The sequence below is a fragment of the Streptomyces sp. BK340 genome, from assembly GCF_007827595.1.
In the GTDB taxonomy this organism is placed as follows: Bacteria; Actinomycetota; Actinomycetes; order Streptomycetales; family Streptomycetaceae; genus Streptomyces.
Genome location: NZ_VISR01000013.1, coordinates 164,099 through 180,124 on the forward strand (window position 1 = coordinate 164,099; position 16,026 = coordinate 180,124).

Here is a 16,026-nt window from a genome sequence, read left to right on the forward strand (position 1 = left end):
GTGACAGGCTCGGTTCGGCTCGATGTCGCCGGTGTTACGTCACACTTCGGCGTAGCTGAGCTGGGGCTTCGCCTCGGAAGCTGCGGCCGCAGCGGGAACCTGGCCCGCCGGGCGGCGAAGGTATACGGCCCAGGTGATGACGAAGCAGGCGCCGTAGAAGGCGAGGAAGGCGACGAAGGCGCCCGTGCCGGAGCCGTAGGAGAGGAAGGACTGACGGAACGCCATGTTGATGCCGACACCGCCGAGCGCGCCGACGGCGCCGATGAGTCCCATGGAGGCACCGGACAGGCGCCGGCCGTGGGCGGCCGCCTCCTCGCCCCGGAGTCCCTTGGCGACGGCCTTGGCCTGGAAGATCCCGGGGATCATCTTGTACGTCGACCCGTTGCCGAGCCCGCTGAGCACGAACAGCACGACGAAGACCGACACGAACAGCGGCAGGGACTTCTGCATGCTGGCGAAGACGAGCACGGCGGTGGCGGCGGCCATGCCGACGTAGTTCCAGAGGGTGATGCGGGCCCCGCCGTAGCGGTCGGCGAGCCAGCCGCCGACGGGCCGGATGAGCGAGCCGAGCAGCGGGCCGACGAAGGTGAGGTAGGCGGCCTGCAGCGGGGTGCGCCCGAACTGGTTCGTCAGGACCTGTCCGAAGGCGAAGCTGTACCCGATGAAGGAGCCGAACGTCCCGACGTAGAGGAACGCCATGATCCAGGTGTGGGCGTCCTTGGCCGCGTCCTTGGCTGCGCCGGTGTCGTTCTTCACGGAGGCGAGGTTGTCCATGAACACCGCGGCGAGGACGGCGGCGACGACGATCAGCGGGATGTAGATCCCGAGCAGCACCCGCGGCCCGCCGCTCGCCCCGATGATCGCGAGGGCGACCAGCTGGATGACCGGGACGCCGATGTTCCCGCCGCCGGCGTTGAGGCCGAGGGCCCACCCCTTCTTGCGCAGCGGGAAGAAGGCGTTGATGTTGGTCATGCTGGAGGCGAAGTTCCCGCCGCCGATGCCCGCGAGCAGACCGACCAGGAGGAAGGTGTCGAAGGACGTACCCGGCTTCATGACGAGGAAGGCGGCGACCGTCGGCACCAGCAGCAGACCGGCCGAGACGATCGTCCAGTTCCGCCCGCCGAAGACGGCGACGGCGAAGGTGTAGGGGACGCGGACGGCGGCGCCGACGAGCGTGACCACCGAGGTCAGCAGGAACTTGTCCGCCGGGGTCAGCCCGTACTCCGGGCCCATGAAGAGCACCAGTACGGACCACATGGTCCAGATCGAGAATCCGATGTGCTCGGAGAGGACGGAGAAGAGCAGGTTCCGGCGGGCGACCTTCTCACCGGTCGCGTTCCAGAACGCCTCGTCCTCCGGATCCCACTGCTCGATCCAGCGGCCTCCCCTGCTGCTGCTCGCGGCGGGGGCTGTACTCGGGGCTGTCATGACGCCTCCACGGTGCTCCGGGGCTCAGGTGGTTCCGGGTGATGAGCGGTGATGAGCGGTGATGAGTCCCGAAGGTAGGGAGGGCGCGTTTCCTGCCTGTGGCTGTGGGTGACCGGAAGGGAACGTTGCTCTCACTCGCGAGGAGAGCCGTCGGTGAGGGAAGAATCGGGGGCCATGGGAACGCCTCAGTCGCGCGGGTTCATCGCATCGTCATCCATGGCCGGAATCCATCGGTCGGCGGGTCGTCGCAGCCAGCCCTCGGCCTTCGCGATCTCGGCCGCGGCCCTCCGGAGCGCGTCCAGCGCGGGGTGGACCAGCCCCCTGCGCCAGACGAGCGAGACGGGTGACAGCGGAACGGGGTCGACGAGCGGCCGCAACACCGTGCGGGGCATGACGGGGAAGTCCACGACGGCCAGGATCGGGTTGCGGGTCTTGGACATGATCCGCTCGAACTCCTCGTCCCCGACCGCCAGCGGAAGAGGGGGCGCGAGCCGGATGCCGCGCCCTTCGAAGAGGCGAAGGGCCAGGTCGGTCCACTCCCGGGTCCGCGGGTTCCCAGCACCGGCGTACACGGTCTCCCCGGCCAGCGCCGCCAGCGGCACCTCCGGCCGCGCGGCCAGCGGGTGGTCCTCGGGCAGCAGCACCGCCATCGGCTCGTAGCGCACGGGCTGCTGCTCCAGACCGGAGCGCAGGGCCGGGTCCAGGCCCGCGAAGCGCCCGAAGGAGGCGTCGAGCCGGCCGGCGAGCAGATCGGCCGCGGCTCCGGTGAGGCCGCTCTCGTAGCGGGCCATCAGCTCGCAGTCGGGGGCGAGTTCCCGGGCCCGGTGCAGCACACGGCGGCCGGTGGCCAGGCCCGCGGAGTTGAGGTCGACCAGCAGCGGCCGGGCCTGGCCGAAGGCGGCGAGCAGGTCGTCCTGGGCGGCGAGAACCCGCCGGGCGTGCGGCAGCAGCCGCTCGCCGTCCGCGGTCAGCGTCACCTGCCGGGTGGTCCGCACGAACAGCTCGGCACCCAGCTCCCGCTCCAGCCGCCGCACGTCCCGGCTGAGCGCCTGCTGGGCGACGTACAGGCGGGCCGCGGCGCGGGTGAAGTGCAGCTCCTCGGCGACGGCGAGGAAGGCGCGCAGGAGGCGGGGCTCTATGGCGGCGGGCATGGCGGGCAATTTACAACGCTGGTGCGTGAATCGGCATCGAGAAGGTGTTGGACCCGGTGATCGACTCCGGGCGAACGTAGAGCCATGCCGCACCAGACCGCCGAAGACACCCGAATACCCAGCGGACCAGCACGATCAACCGGATACCGCCGTCTCTTCTCCCTCCCCGGCACCCGCGCCTTCACCGCCGGCAACCTGATCGCCCGCCTCCCCATGGGCATGTTCGGCGTGAGTGCGGTCGTGATGATCGCCGGGTCCCGGGGCTCGTACGCCCTCGCCGGTGCCGTCACGGCCACCGGGCTCGCGGCGACCGGGCTGGCCGGGCCCTGGATCGCCCGGCTCGTCGACCGGCACGGGCAGGCCCGGGTCGCCGTACCGGCCACGCTCGTCGCCGTGCTCGGCAGCCTCGCGCTGCTGCTGTGCGTGCGCTACGACGCCCCCGACTGGACCCTGTTCGCCGCGTACGCCGCCACCGCGGCCACCCCGAACATCGGCGGCCTGTCCCGCGCCCGCTGGGCCCATCTGCTGCGCGACGACCCCGGCGCACTGCACACCGCGAACTCCTTCGAGCAGGCGGCCGACGAGCTGTGCTTCATGCTCGGCCCCGTGCTGGCGTCCTTCCTGACCGGCACGTTCTTCCCGGAGGCGGGCACACTCGCCGGGACCGTCCTGCTGCTGGCAGGCATGCTGCTGTTCACCGCGCAGCGGGCGACCGAGCCGCCTCCACAGGCCCGTTCGAAGGCTCCGTCACCACTGCGGAGCCCGGGAATGCCCCCGCTGCTGGCCTGCTTCGTGGCGACCGGCGCGGTGTTCGGCTCGATGGAGGTGGTCACCATCGCCTACGCCGACGCCCAGGGGCATCGCGCGGCGGCCGGTGCGGTCCTCGCGCTGCAGGCGGCCGGCTCCTGCGCGGCGGGCCTGCTGTACGGGTCGCTGAAGCCGGCCGGCCTCCGCCTCTCCCGGTGCCTGCTCGCGATGGCCGGGCTGATGACCCTGCCCTGGCTGGCGGCCGCCACCGCGGGTTCGCTCACGGTCCTGGCGGGCGCGCTGCTCCTGGCCGGCATGGCGACCGCGCCGACGATGGTGACCGCGATGACCCAGGTGCAGGAGCGCACCCCGGCGGACCGGCTCAACGAGGGCATGAGCCTCGTCGTCACCGGCCTGCTCACCGGCATCGCATGCGGCTCGGCGGCCGGCGGCTGGGCGGCGGACCACCTCTCCCCCGCCCTCGCCTACGCCGTCCCGGCCGCCGCGGCGGGCACGGCCGTGCTCATCAACTCGGCTGCGGCGGCCACGCGTTCCTCCCGCCGAACCGCCGACCGCCATGCCCGTCACACCGGCGACCGCGCGAGCACCGCGCCCCGCGACGCACCCCGCAACGCGTCCTGAGGGCCCGCTCCGTCTCAGGGACGCGTCCCAAACCGCAGGTCAGAGACTTGGGACGAGCAAGGGGTACGACAAAGCAGCCCATTCCGCGCCGCGTTGAGGTCGCCCGGCATGCAGAATTCAATCCGCCGCGGCAACGGATCTCCCCTCGACGAAGGAAAAGCGCATGATTCTCAGCAAGTTCGGCCGGCGTGCGGGCGTCGCGGCGGCAAGTGCCGCGCTGGCGCTGGGTGTGTCCGCGGGGCAGGCGAGCGCGACGGACAGCAACGTCTCCTCGTGGTCCACGAGCTCGCGATGCGACGGCTACTTCTTCTGCCTGTACTACTCGCCGAACCACGCGGGGGGCATGGTGGGCTACAACGTCACCCAGGTCTCCACGATCTCCGGCAACTTCAACGACGGCCACATCATCCGCAACGATGCCGCGTCCATGGAGAACTCCGTGTACTGCGACGTGCGCACCTGGGTCTACCCCAACTACGTGGGCAACTCGAACTACATCGACGGCGGCTCCGGCGGCAACCTCAACGGGCAGCTGCGGAACAACGAGGCGTCCATCGCGATCGACGGTCACTACGGGGGCCACGACCCGTACGACCAGTGCCCCGACGTCTGATCCGGACGGGGAAAAGAACATGATCGCCGCATGCGCCCTCCGGCGAGGCCTGAAGGCGGGGACGCTGCTGCTCGCGCTCACCACCGCGGTGGGCTGCGCGGGCCGGCCGGACCCGCCGTCGGCCGCCGCGGCCACGCCCGTTCCCACGCCCACGCCCGGTCCGGCGCAGGTCATGAACCTGCACCTGCCGATCGAGGACTACATGCTCACGCCCGAGCAGACGGCGCGGCGCGGCTGGGTGCACGGCAGGATCGTCGAGGACTGCATGAAGAAGTACGGCCTCGACTTCCCCATGGGGCCGAAGCCCGTGGCCTCCGCCGCCGACTCGGTGATGTACCGCAGGTACGGCGTGACGGATCCCGCGAGCGTCGCGACCTGGGGGTACCACCTGCCGCGCACGAAGTCGTCGGCGCCGGCCGGCAGCGCGGCGCTGAGGCCGTCCGCCGCAGAGCAGGCGGTCATGTTCGCCAGGAACGCCGAGCGCCGGCCGGTGACCGCCTACAAGGGCCGCAAGCTGCCCGAGGGAGGGTGCGAGGGCGAGGCCGCCCGGCGGATCGGCACCGGTGCCGGACCCGACGGGATCGTCGCGGCCACCAAGAGCGACAGCTTCGCCCGCTCGCTGGCCGACCCCCGGGTACGGAAGGTCTTCGCCCGCTGGTCGGCCTGCATGCGGACACACGGCTTCGACGAACCGGACCCGATGGAGGCGGGGGCCAAGCTGCCCTCGGTCCAGCGGGCCGAGCCGGACCGCACGGAGATCCGCGAGGCCCGGGCCGACGTCGGCTGCAAGGAGAGCACCAACCTGGTGGGCGTCTGGTTCGCCGTCGAGTCGGAGTACCAGAACGCCGCGATCGCCGGCCGGCAGAAGGAGTTCAAGGCCGCCCAGGCCGAGCGTGACGCGGAGAACTCCCGCATCACGCGGCTGGCCCGCGCGTACGGGGCATGACGGGGGTATGTCCCGGACAACGGCGAAGGCCCCGCTGCCGAGGCAGCGGGGCCTTCGCCCACATGGGATGAGTGGAGATGGCGGGAATCGAACCCGCGTCCAACGGTGCGGAATCAGGGCTTCTCCGTGTGCAGTCCGCTGTGATTTTCTCGGCCCCGGCGATCACGCGAACAAGTCGCCGACGGGCCCAGTCACTGTTTGGTTTCCCTCTTCACCCCGTGACCGGGATCAAGGTTTAGTTCCCTAGCTGATGCCAGGATCCGGGTCGGGAACAGCCCCGGGCTGACACTTCGCAAGTCGCTACTTAGGCAGCGAGGGCGAAGGAATCGCGCTTGGTGTTGGCGATTATTTTTTGCGACATATGGTTTACGAGATCATTGCCGCTTCCTCGACACGCTTCCCCTGCTTCGACAACCGCTGTCGAAACCGATCATCCCCATGTTGATTTTTCAATCCCCTCGGGCGAGGGGGGTGCACCCTCTGTGGAGTGCGATGCCATTGTACGTGACCGACGCACGCCGATGCCAGCTCATTACCGGCGGCCCGGGCTAGACGCCGCGCTGCTTCCGCTTCGCCGCCGCGATCGCACGGTCCGACTCACGCCGGTCCTGCTTCTCCCGCAGGGTCTGCCGCTTGTCGTACTCCTTCTTGCCTCGTGCGAGGGCGATCTCGGCCTTCGCACGGCCGTCCTTGAAGTACAGGGCGAGGGGCACGATCGTGTGACCCGTCTCCTGGGCCTTGGACTCCAGCTTGTCGATCTCCTCGCGGTGCAGGAGAAGCTTGCGCTTGCGGCGCGCGGAGTGGTTGGTCCAGCTGCCCTGGTGGTACTCGGGGATGTGGGCGTTGTGCAGCCACGCCTCACCCCGGTCGATCTGGACGAAGCCGTCGGTCAGCGAGGTCCGTCCCTCACGCAGCGACTTGACCTCGGTGCCGGTGAGCACGAGCCCGGCCTCGTAGGTGTCGACGATCGCGTAGTCGTGCCGGGCCTTCTTGTTCTGGGCGACGATCTTGCGCTTGCCGCCCTTCTCGCCGTCCCTGGCCTTCGCGGCCCCACCGCCCTGCTTGGGCTGGGACTCCTTCGGTACGTACATTCCCTTGCTCATAGTGCCGACCATTTTCGCACCATGGAGGGGGTGGGTGGGAAGCGTATTAAGGACGCTAGGAGGGGTCGCCGAGGCCGGTGAGCACCGTCTCCGCCCGCTGGAGCGCCTCCGGCCCCGCCTCCAGGTCCGGGGTGATGCCCCGGCCGTCCACCTTGTGGCCGGAGGGGGTGCGGTAGTGGCCCACGGTCAGCTCGGCCACCGAGCCGTCGGGCAGCTCGGTCGGCATCTGGATGGAGCCCTTGCCGAAGGTGCGGGAACCGATCACGACCGCGCGGCCCCGGTCCTGCAGGGCGCCGGTCAGCATCTCGGCCGCGCTCATGGTGCCCCCGTCGACCAGGGCGACCAGGGGCCGGGCGGTGTCACCGCCGGTGTCCGCGTGCAGGGCGCGCTGGGCGCCGTCGACGTCGTAGGTGGCGACCAGGCCGCCGTCGAGGAAGGCGGAGGCGGTGTCCACCGCCTCGGTGACCAGGCCGCCGGAGTTCCCGCGCAGGTCGAGCATGATGCCGGCGTCGGCCGGGGCCTGCCGTACGGCGGCGCGGACGGCGGCGGCGGAGCCCTTGGTGAAGGCGGCGATCTGGATGACGGTGACTTCGTCGGGCAGCCTGCGGACGGTCACCGAGTCAGTGGACAGGCGGGCCCGGTGCAGGGTCTCGCTCCACGCGCGCGTGCCGCGCTGCAGGCCGAGCGTGACCGTCGTGCCGGCGGCCGCGTCCTCCGCGTCGCCGCGCAGTAAGGAGACGACCTCGGTGACCGGCCGCCCGTCGACCGTGTCGCCGTCGACGCTGCGCAGCCGGTCGCCCCTGCGGACCCCGGCGTCGGCCGCGGGCGAGCCGGGCTGCACCCGGGTCACCGCGATCCGGCCGTCCCGCTCGCGCCTCGCCCACAGGCCCACGCCGGTGTACTGGCCGTCGAGGGCCTCCTGGAACTCCTGGTACTCGCCCTCGGAGTAGACGGCGCCCCAGCGGTCGCCGCTGCGGCTGACGGCCCGCTCGGCGGCCTCCATGGGCGACTTGCCGTCGGCCATGGCCTCCGCGGCGGCCTGCTGCACGTCCTCGTGCCCGGGATCCGGGTGCGCGGCACCCGCGGCGGCCTTGCGGCCGGCACCGACCGCCTGGCCGGTGTCCGGGAGGGAGCCGGTGACGGCGCCCGCGACGAGGACGCCGGCGAACACCAATGTCAGGGCGGCCCCGCGGCGGATGCGGCGGGTTGAATTGAAAGGGGTCGCGCGCAGCGCGTCGGATAGGGCGGCGGTGGGCGACGGGCGGGAGAACAGGTCTCGGCCTGACATGGCCGTGAGTCTAGGGGAACGCGAAGGGCCGTACGGTCGGATGTCCGTACGGCCCTCTTGGGATGCGTCACACCTTCAGGTACTTGCGCAGCGCGAAGAATGCCGCCAGTGACGGCATGAGGACGCTGGTGGCGAGGATCAGCGGGAGCTTGGTCAACACCGCGTCCCAGCCTACGAAGTTGATCAGCGTGAGCTTGGCGGACAGCGCCATGCCGTGGTCGATGGTGAAGTACCGCCCGACCACCAGGAAGATGCAGGCGAGGCCACCGCCGATGAGACCGGCGACCGCTGCCTCCATGATGAACGGCGCCTGGATGTAGAAGCCCGAGGCACCGACCAGGCGCATGATGCCGGTCTCGCGCCTACGGCTGAACGCCGAGACACGCACGGTGTTGACGATCAGCAGCAGCGCGACGAGCAGCATCAGCGCCATCACGCCGAGCGCCGCCCGGTTCATCAGGTTCAGCAGCTGGAAGAGGTTGTCCAGGATGCCCTTCTGGTCCTGCACCGACTGGACACCGTCGCGCCCGTTGAACGCGGTCGCGATCACCTGGTACTTCTGCGGGTCCTTGAGCTTGATGCGGTACGACTCCTGCATCTGGTCCGGCGTCAGCGAGCTGGCCAGCGGGGAGTTGCCGAACTGCTCCTTGTAGTGCTTGTACGCCTGGTCCTGCGACTCGTACGCGACCTTCTCGACGATCGTCATCTTGTGCAGGTCGTTGAGGATCTGCTTCTTCTGGTCCTCGGTGACCGCACCCTTGGCGCAGTTGACGTCCGACTGTGCGTCGCTCTTGTTGCACAGGAAGATCGAGACGTTGACCTTGTCGTACCAGTACCCCTTCATGGTGCTCACCTGGTCGCTCATCAGCAGCGAACCACCGAACAGGGCCAGGGACAGGGCGACGGAGACGATGACGGCGAAGGTCATCGTCAGATTGCGGCGGAGACCGACACCGATCTCCGACAGGACGAACTGGGCGCGCATGGCGTCTGGTTAAGCCTTTCCGTGGATCTCGTCGGTCAGTGCTGGTAGCCGTAGACGCCGCGGGCCTGGTCGCGGACGAGTCGGCCCTTCTCCAGCTCGATGACGCGCTTGCGCATCTGGTCCACGATGTTCTGGTCGTGCGTCGCCATGATCACGGTGGTGCCCGTCCGGTTGATGCGGTCGAGCAGCTTCATGATGCCGACGGAGGTCTGCGGGTCGAGGTTGCCGGTGGGCTCGTCGCAGATGAGCAGCTTGGGCCGGTTGACGAAGGCCCGCGCGATGGCCACGCGCTGCTGCTCACCACCGGAGAGCTCGCCCGGCATCCGCTCCTCCTTGCCGCCGAGCCCGACGAGGTCGAGCACCTGCGGCACGGACTTGCGGATCTCGCCGCGCGACTTGCCGATGACCTCCTGCGCGAAGGCCACGTTCTCCGCGACCGTCTTGTTGGGCAGGAGGCGGAAGTCCTGGAACACCGTCCCGAGCTGGCGGCGGATCTGCGGCACCTTCCAGTTGGAGACGCGCGCGAGGTCCTTGCCCAGGACGTGCACCTGGCCGTGGCTGCACCGCTCCTCGCGGAGGACGAGCCGCAGGAAGGTGGACTTTCCGGAGCCGGAGGACCCCACGAGGAAGACGAACTCGCCCTTCTCCACTTCCAGGGACACATCCCTGAGCGCGGGGCGGGTCTGCTTGGGGTAGACCTTGGAGACGTTGTCGAATCGGATCACGGATGCACCACGGGTCGCCGGGGGTAGATGTGCGTGACCATACGCGAACCGAGGGCGGGGGTGCAGGGTCCGGGCGGGGTTGGGGGAGGCTTGTGCGTTTTTGTACGGGACTTTTCGACGAGCGTGAGCTTTCCCACCCAGGAGCGCGGGCTGTATCGATGTAGGACCGCGCCGCGGGGCCGCGCCCGGCCCCCCGGGGCCCGCAGCCGCGCTGCGACGGAATCCACCCCTCTGCAGCCGCCCCGCGCAAGCTCGGCGGGAACCTGGCAGAGTGGAGGGGGAACGTTCTCGTTCCCGGGTGCGTTATATGTGTGATGGCCGGTGCAAGGAGGGCGAGCGCATGACGTACGACCGGTTGGTGTGCGCGAACTGCGCGTCGCCTGTGAGTGAGGGCCGGTGCCCGGTGTGCCGCGCCAATCGCGAGCGGCTGCAGCAGCAGGAGGGCTTCTTCGCCGGGCTGAACCCGATGGCGCTGATCATGCTGCTCGCGGTACTGATCGCCGCGGTCGCGCTGCTGGCGCACCAGACCGCGTAGGAAGCCCCCAGGAACGCCGGAAGGGCCCGGAGCGTCGAGCTCCGGGCCCTTCCGTCTGCACTGTGCCTACAGCACGTGACCGTGAGGCTACGCTCAGGCGGCCGCGCCGCCCCGGCCGTTCACCAGACGCGGCAGGACGCGGAAGCCGATGCCGCCGGCGATCATGGTCGCGGCGCCGACGATCAGGAACGCGGTCTGACCGGCACCGGTCTCGGCGAGCTGCTTGTCGCCGCCCTGGGCCGAGGTGTCCGAGCCCGTGTCGGTGAGGGCCGAGGAGCCCTCCTCCTGGGACGCGTTGTTGTTGCCACCGTCGGGGGTGGTGTGGCCGTTGCCACCGGTGCTGCTGTTGCCACCGGAGGAGCCGTTGCCACCCGAGTTGCCGTTGCCACCGGAGTTGCCGTTGCCACCGGAGTTGCCGTTGCCGCCGGTGTCGCCACCGGTCGAGCTGCCGCCACCGGAGCTGTTGCCACCACCGGTGGAGCTGGTGCCGCCGGTGCTGCTGTCGCCACCGGTGGAGCTGGTGCCACCGGTGCCGCCGGTGTCGCCACCGGTCGAGCTGGTGCCACCGGTGCCGCCGGTGTCGCCACCGGTGGAGCTGGTGCCGCCGGTGCTGCTGTCGCCACCGCCGATGACGCCACCGATGGTGGTGGTGCCGCCGGTGCTGTCGTCGCCGCCGGTGGTGGTGCCACCCGTGGAGTCGTCGCCGCCGGTGGTGGTGCCACCGGTGGAGTCGTCGCCACCCGTGGTGGTGCCGCCCGTGGAGTCGTCGCCACCGGTCGAGGTGCCGCCCGTGGTGTCACAGACACCGACGGGGTCGCAGCCTCCGGTGGTCCCGCCGTCGTCGTTGCCGTCCGCGCTCACGCCCAGGGTGATCGGGCCTGCCTGGACGCCGAGGTCCAGGGCCGAGGCGGCGCCCGCGGCAGTCAGCGAGGCGCCGGCCGCGATCACGGCGCCGGCGGCTATCCGCGCGACCCGGATCCGCGTCTTCTTCGTCATATGGTTGCTACCCCCAGTAGCTGTTCGTCAATGAGGCGGCGTGCGGGGCTTGCCGTGATCGACGGAGGTAGCCGTGACGAGATGTGTGCCAATTCCCCCGGTTCACATGCGCCCCAGAGATACGCATGCCACGCTTCAGCCTTCCCATTTTTCAAAGCAACGTCAAGGCCATTGCGCGCGCAATGTCCGACAGGGCGGCGTTTGGGGGCAGTTGGAGCCTGTGAGTGTGATGTAAAACCCAGACAAAAGACAACTGCCGCCTCTGGGGCGGCAGTTGTCATGTCGACAAAGTTACTTCTCCTGCTGCTTGCGCCAGCGAATGCCGGCCTCCAGGAATCCGTCGATCTCGCCGTTGAACACGGCCTCCGGGTTACCGACTTCGAACTCGGTGCGCAGGTCCTTGACCATCTGGTACGGGTGCAGCACGTACGAACGCATCTGGTTGCCCCAGGAGTTGCCGCCGTCGCCCTTGAGGGCGTCCATCTTGGCCTGCTCCTCCTGGCGGCGCCGCTCCAGCAGCTTGGCCTGGAGGACGTTCATCGCGGTGGCCTTGTTCTGGATCTGCGACCGCTCGTTCTGGCAGGAGACCACGATGCCCGTGGGGATGTGGGTCAGGCGCACCGCGGAGTCGGTGGTGTTGACGCCCTGGCCGCCGGGGCCGGAGGAGCGGTACACGTCCACCCGCAGCTCGGACTCGTCGATCTCGATGTGGTCGGTCTGCTCGACCACGGGGAGGATCTCGACGCCCGCGAAGGAGGTCTGGCGGCGCCCCTGGTTGTCGTAGGGCGAGATACGCACGAGGCGGTGCGTGCCCTGCTCGACGGAGAGCGTCCCGTAGGCGTACGGCGCCTGCACGGCGAAGGTGGTCGACTTGATGCCGGCCTCTTCCGCGTACGACGTCTCGATGAGCTCGGTCTTGTAACCGTGCTGCTCGGCCCAGCGCAGGTACATGCGCTGCAGCTTCTCGGCGAAGTCGGCGGCGTCGACGCCACCGGCCTCGGCACGGATGTTGACGAGTGCCTCACGGGAGTCGTACTCGCCGCTGAGCAGCGTCCGGACCTCCATCTCGTCCAGCGCCTTGCGCACGGAGGCCAGCTCGGACTCGGCCTCGGCGCGGGTGTCCGGGTCGTCCTCCTCCTCGGCCATCTCGAAGAGGACCGCCAGATCGTCGATCCGGCCGCGCAGCGCCTCCGCCTTCCTGACCTCGGCCTGGAGGTGGGAGAGCTTGCTGGTGATCTTCTGCGCCTCGTCCGGGTTGTCCCACAGGGACGGCGCGGCCGCCTGCTCCTCGAGCACGGCGATGTCTGCCCTCAGCCTGTCGAGGTCCAGGACGGCCTCGATCGACTCCATGGTCGAGGAGAGGGACTTCAGCTCTTCGGATACATCGACGACTGCCACGCCTCCAGCGTAACGGCTCCGCCGGGCACCCTGGGCAGGGTGCGGGCAGCCGACCCCGGCGCGGGCCCTGCCGGGGGCCTGCGTCCCCGGGGCCCCGCTCCGGACCGAACGGCCTCGTCCTCAGGCGCGGGGCGGGCCGGCGGGTGCGAACCCGCACCCGGAAGTCACGGCGTCGACGTGCTGTGCGTCTCCCGCGGCGGCTCGTCGTCCCCCGAGGTGGCCGCCCACGCGCCGACACCTATCGCCGCGGCCAGGACCACCCCCGCGACGCCCAGCGTGATCCGGCGGCGCCGGACGGCCGCGCGGTGGCGGGCCGAGCCGGGGCGGGGAGCACCCGACGCGCGGGGGACTCGCGCCGTGCCCCGTGCTCCTCCGGCCAGCTCGTCGGGCGCGGGCACCCGCATCGACGTGTGGGTGTCCCGGTTGGAGTCCGGCTTGGCCCCCGGTACCAGGGAGACCGCTCCCCGGCGCCGTACGGGCTCCCCGGGCGCCGCCGGGGCCGGTGCCTCCTCCGGACCCTCCTCGGCCGACTCCGCGTCCGGCTCGTCGACGTCCAGCGGCGCCATCCCGGCCAGCGTCGGCAGCTGCTCCCGAAGTCGCGACGCCAGCTCGGACGCCCGCAGCCGCGACGCCGGGGCCTTCGCGAGGCACTGCACGATCAGCTGCCACAGCTCGTCGGGGATCCCCGGCAGCGGTACGACCGTCTCCGTCACATGGCGGCGCAGCACCGCTCCCGGGTGCCCGCCCCCGAACGGGGTGAAGCCGGCCAGCAGCTCGTACAGCACCGTCGCGAGGGCGTAGATGTCGACCGAGGCGCGCGGTGGCAGGCCCTCGACGATCTCCGGGGCCAGGTAGTCCGGCGTGCCGATGATCTTCGTGGCCCGGGTCCGCTTCGGCGAGTCGATCAGCTTCGCGACGCCGAAGTCCGTCAGCAGGGCGGGGTGCGCGCCGCCCGGGCCGAGCGGGCCCTGCATGTCCAGCAGGACGTTCTCGGGCTTGACGTCCCGGTGCACGACCCCGGCCGCGTGGGCCGCCGCGAGCCCGTCGGCGATGTCGGCGACGATCGCCACGGCCGCCTCGGGGGCCATGCGTCGTTCACGCTCGAGGCGGGTGCGCAGATCGGTCCCGCGCACCAGGTCCATGACGAGCGCCAGGTCGTTGCCGTCGACCACGAGGTCGCGCACGGTGACGATGTGCGGGTGCTCCAGGCCGAGCAGTGCGGTGCGCTCCTGGACGAAGCGCCCGACGAGCTCCTGGTCGGACGCGAGGTCCTCACGCAGCAGCTTGATCGCGACGGGCCCCTCGGGTCCCTCGCCCAGCCACACCGTGCCGGCGCTGCCCCGCCCCAGGATCTGGTTGGCGGTGTACCGGCTGCCGATCTTCCGTGCCAAGACTGCTCCTACTGACGCGTGTTGCCGACAAAACTACGCGTCGAACGAGCCAACCTTCACCGCGGAGACGGAAATCACCCGTCAGGTGTCGACAAATCCCCAAACTCGCGGTCAGTTGCCGCTGCCGGAGGACGAGCCCAGCTCCTTGACCCAGTGGCTCACCTGTCCGGCGAAGTGCCTCACCTCGTGCCAGTAGCCCCTGCCCTGGCCGACCCAGGTGTGCAACGGGGTCAGCTCCCAGATCAGCCAGCTGGCGACGACCAGGATGACGATCGTGAACAGGCAGCCCTTCAGGCAGCCGAGTCCGGGGATCTTCATCGGGTTGGCGCTGCGCTGCCGCGCCGGCCGGGGCTCGCGTGCGGGGCGCTGCGGCTCCGGGGCGGGGGGCGCGTACCGCTGGGGCTGCTGCGGCGGGGCGTACTGCTGGGGCTGCTGCTGCGGGTAGCCGTACCCGGCGTGCGGCTGCTGCTGCCGGCCGCGCGCCTGCGGCTGCTGCGGGCGCGCCTGCGGGGCCTGGCGCGGCTGCTGCTGCGGCCGGGCGACCTGCCGCTGGGGGCGGCGGCGCAGCGGGTCCTCGTCGGGGTCGAGGTACTGGATCTGCGTCTGCTCGTTGCGGTCCCGGGCCGCGCGCAGCTGGTTCTGCCAGGGGTGCGGCTGATCGGGGTGCTGGCCCGGCTGTCCCTGCGGCACCGGCGGCAGGACGGCCGTCGGGTCGGCCGCGCCGGTGCTCGGCAGGACGGCGGTGGGGTCGGCCGCGCCGACGGGGCCGCCGGTGTGCGGCAGGACGCTGGTTGCCGCGTTCGGGTCGAACGCCCCCTGCGGCGCGTTCGTCGGCAGCACCTGGGTGGGGTCGGCGGCGCCGGGCACGCCCGGGACGGCGGCCGGGGCCGGGTCCGGGGCCAGCAGGGCACCGACGCCCTCGGCGGCGGCGATCTGGGCGGCGTTCGCGTGCACGCCGACGCCCTCGGCCACGACCCGGAGACCGCGCGCGAGGTTCTCGGCGCTGGGCCGCTCGTCGGGGTTCTTGCGCAGGCAGCGCTCTATCACCGTCCACAGCGGGTCCGGGACGGTGGAGGGGCGGCGCGGCTCGGCGCTCAGGTGCTGGTGCAGCACCTCGAGGGCGGTGCCGCCGGAGAACGGCGGGTGGCCGGTGACCAGTTCGTACAGCAGGATGCCGGCGCCGTAGATGTCGACGGCGGAGGTCTGCGGGCGGCCCTCGGCGGACTCCGGCGCCACGTACGCGGGCGTGCCGACGAACTCGTGGGTGCGGGTCAGGCCCGGGGAGTCGGCGAGGCGGGCGATGCCGAAGTCGGTCAGCATCGGGTGCATCCGCCCGTCGAACTGCTGGAGCAGCACGTTGGCGGGCTTCAGGTCGCGGTGGACGACGCCGTCGGAGTGGCTCGCGCCGAGGGCGTCGGCGATCTGCGCCGTCATCAGCGCGGCGGCGACCGGCGTGAAGGGGCCGTTCTCGCGCAGGTAGCGGTGCAGGTCGGGACCGTCGACGAGGTCCATGACCAGGGCCAGCAGATCGCCCTCGACGACCAGGTCGCGGACCCGGACGATGTTGGGGTGGGTGAGCCGGAGCAGGACGGAGCGTTCCCGCAGGAACCGCATCACGATGTCCGGGTCGCTCGCCAGCTCCTCCTTGAGGACCTTGATCGCGACCGTCTCGCCGGGCTGGCCGGCCACGGCCGCCTCGGCGCCCGCGGTCTCGCGCTGGCGGGCACGCCAGACGGTGCCCGTGGCGCCGCGTCCGAGCGGCTCCTCGAGCAGGTACTTGCTGCCGACTGGCCGCACGTTCCGCGCTCCCTGCTGTCTGTTCGCCTGTGTTCCGGTGTTCCGGCCCACTGTAGTGCCGCCCCCGAGGGCACTACGTAAGCGTTCCCGTCGATGTTCGAAGGAAAGACGCTCGCCTTCGTCTCCTGGTTGCCCAGTGCCGGACGTGACCGATCTCAACTGATCACCGATGGATTAACGGTCAGGCACTTTTGGGGGCAGAGCTGACCAATCAAGATCACTTGGCACCGGGCCGCGGGCGCGTTGTCCGTGACAGGTGCGAGGATGCGTGCAGTACTGGC

General features: G+C 70.8%; 14 protein-coding genes and 1 other RNA gene. 4 read left to right on the plus strand and 11 right to left on the minus strand.

Annotated elements, in window-relative coordinates; genetic code table 11:
- Window positions 1-39: 39 nt before the first annotated feature.
- Together FB157_RS23440 and FB157_RS23445 are read right to left on the minus strand one after the other, a co-directional pair.
- On the minus strand, window positions 40-1,428 hold the full coding sequence (locus FB157_RS23440; RefSeq protein WP_145882570.1) for a NarK/NasA family nitrate transporter: 1,389 nt from the start codon (window positions 1,426-1,428) through the stop codon (window positions 40-42).
- A 185-nt stretch (window positions 1,429-1,613) separates the two neighbouring features.
- Window positions 1,614-2,579 carry a LysR family transcriptional regulator gene (locus tag FB157_RS23445; protein ID WP_145882571.1) on the minus strand — a complete coding sequence of 322 codons (966 nt, stop codon included), beginning with the start codon at window positions 2,577-2,579 and terminating at the stop codon, window positions 1,614-1,616.
- Between the two features lie 84 nt (window positions 2,580-2,663).
- On the opposite strand from FB157_RS23445, the gene FB157_RS23450 reads away from it, so the two are divergent.
- The 3 genes from FB157_RS23450 (at window position 2,664) to FB157_RS23460 (ending at window position 5,527) form a co-directional block, all read left to right on the plus strand.
- Complete coding sequence (locus FB157_RS23450; protein ID WP_145882572.1) at window positions 2,664-3,968, plus strand: MFS transporter; 1,305 nt, start codon at window positions 2,664-2,666, stop codon at window positions 3,966-3,968.
- Between the two features lie 163 nt (window positions 3,969-4,131).
- Window positions 4,132-4,581 (plus strand): hypothetical protein, encoded by a 450-nt coding sequence (locus tag FB157_RS23455; RefSeq protein ID WP_145882573.1) that lies wholly within the window; start codon window positions 4,132-4,134, stop codon window positions 4,579-4,581.
- A gap of 19 nt (window positions 4,582-4,600) precedes the next feature.
- On the plus strand, window positions 4,601-5,527 hold the full coding sequence (locus FB157_RS23460) for a hypothetical protein (RefSeq protein ID WP_145882574.1): 927 nt from the start codon (window positions 4,601-4,603) through the stop codon (window positions 5,525-5,527).
- A gap of 69 nt (window positions 5,528-5,596) precedes the next feature.
- Here FB157_RS23460 and ssrA read toward each other — a convergent pair.
- The 5 genes from ssrA to ftsE all read right to left on the minus strand — a co-directional run bounded on the left by ssrA (window position 5,597) and on the right by ftsE (window position 9,628).
- Window positions 5,597-5,965, minus strand: a transfer-messenger RNA (tmRNA) gene (ssrA, locus tag FB157_RS23465).
- A 110-nt stretch (window positions 5,966-6,075) separates the two neighbouring features.
- Complete coding sequence (smpB, locus tag FB157_RS23470; protein ID WP_116150776.1) at window positions 6,076-6,618, minus strand: SsrA-binding protein SmpB; 543 nt, start codon at window positions 6,616-6,618, stop codon at window positions 6,076-6,078.
- Window positions 6,619-6,685: 67 nt separating this feature from the next.
- Window positions 6,686-7,918, minus strand: coding sequence for a S41 family peptidase (locus FB157_RS23475; protein WP_145882575.1), 1,233 nt, complete (start codon window positions 7,916-7,918; stop codon window positions 6,686-6,688).
- Window positions 7,919-7,985: 67 nt separating this feature from the next.
- Window positions 7,986-8,903: a permease-like cell division protein FtsX gene (ftsX, locus tag FB157_RS23480; protein WP_145882576.1), complete on the minus strand. Its 918-nt coding sequence runs from the start codon at window positions 8,901-8,903 to the stop codon at window positions 7,986-7,988.
- Between the two features lie 35 nt (window positions 8,904-8,938).
- Window positions 8,939-9,628: a cell division ATP-binding protein FtsE gene (gene ftsE / locus FB157_RS23485; RefSeq protein ID WP_145882577.1), complete on the minus strand. Its 690-nt coding sequence runs from the start codon at window positions 9,626-9,628 to the stop codon at window positions 8,939-8,941.
- Window positions 9,629-9,968: 340 nt separating this feature from the next.
- Here ftsE and FB157_RS23490 point away from each other — a divergent pair, with 340 nt between their 5' ends.
- A complete protein-coding gene (locus FB157_RS23490) occupies window positions 9,969-10,163 on the plus strand; it encodes a hypothetical protein (protein WP_145882578.1) in 195 nt (64 codons plus the stop codon).
- A gap of 93 nt (window positions 10,164-10,256) precedes the next feature.
- Here the strand turns inward: FB157_RS23490 and FB157_RS23495 are convergent, their stop codons facing one another.
- From FB157_RS23495 to FB157_RS23510, 4 genes are all read right to left on the minus strand, one after another.
- Window positions 10,257-11,159 carry a hypothetical protein gene (locus FB157_RS23495; RefSeq protein WP_145882579.1) on the minus strand — a complete coding sequence of 301 codons (903 nt, stop codon included), beginning with the start codon at window positions 11,157-11,159 and terminating at the stop codon, window positions 10,257-10,259.
- A 291-nt stretch (window positions 11,160-11,450) separates the two neighbouring features.
- Complete coding sequence (prfB, locus tag FB157_RS23500; protein ID WP_145882580.1) at window positions 11,451-12,557, minus strand: peptide chain release factor 2; 1,107 nt, start codon at window positions 12,555-12,557, stop codon at window positions 11,451-11,453.
- 164 nt (window positions 12,558-12,721) lie between these two features.
- Window positions 12,722-13,948, minus strand: a complete 1,227-nt coding sequence (locus tag FB157_RS23505; protein ID WP_145882581.1) for a serine/threonine-protein kinase — start codon at window positions 13,946-13,948, stop codon at window positions 12,722-12,724.
- Window positions 13,949-14,059: 111 nt separating this feature from the next.
- Window positions 14,060-15,745 (minus strand): serine/threonine-protein kinase, encoded by a 1,686-nt coding sequence (locus FB157_RS23510; RefSeq protein ID WP_145882582.1) that lies wholly within the window; start codon window positions 15,743-15,745, stop codon window positions 14,060-14,062.
- Window positions 15,746-16,026 lie beyond the last annotated feature (281 nt).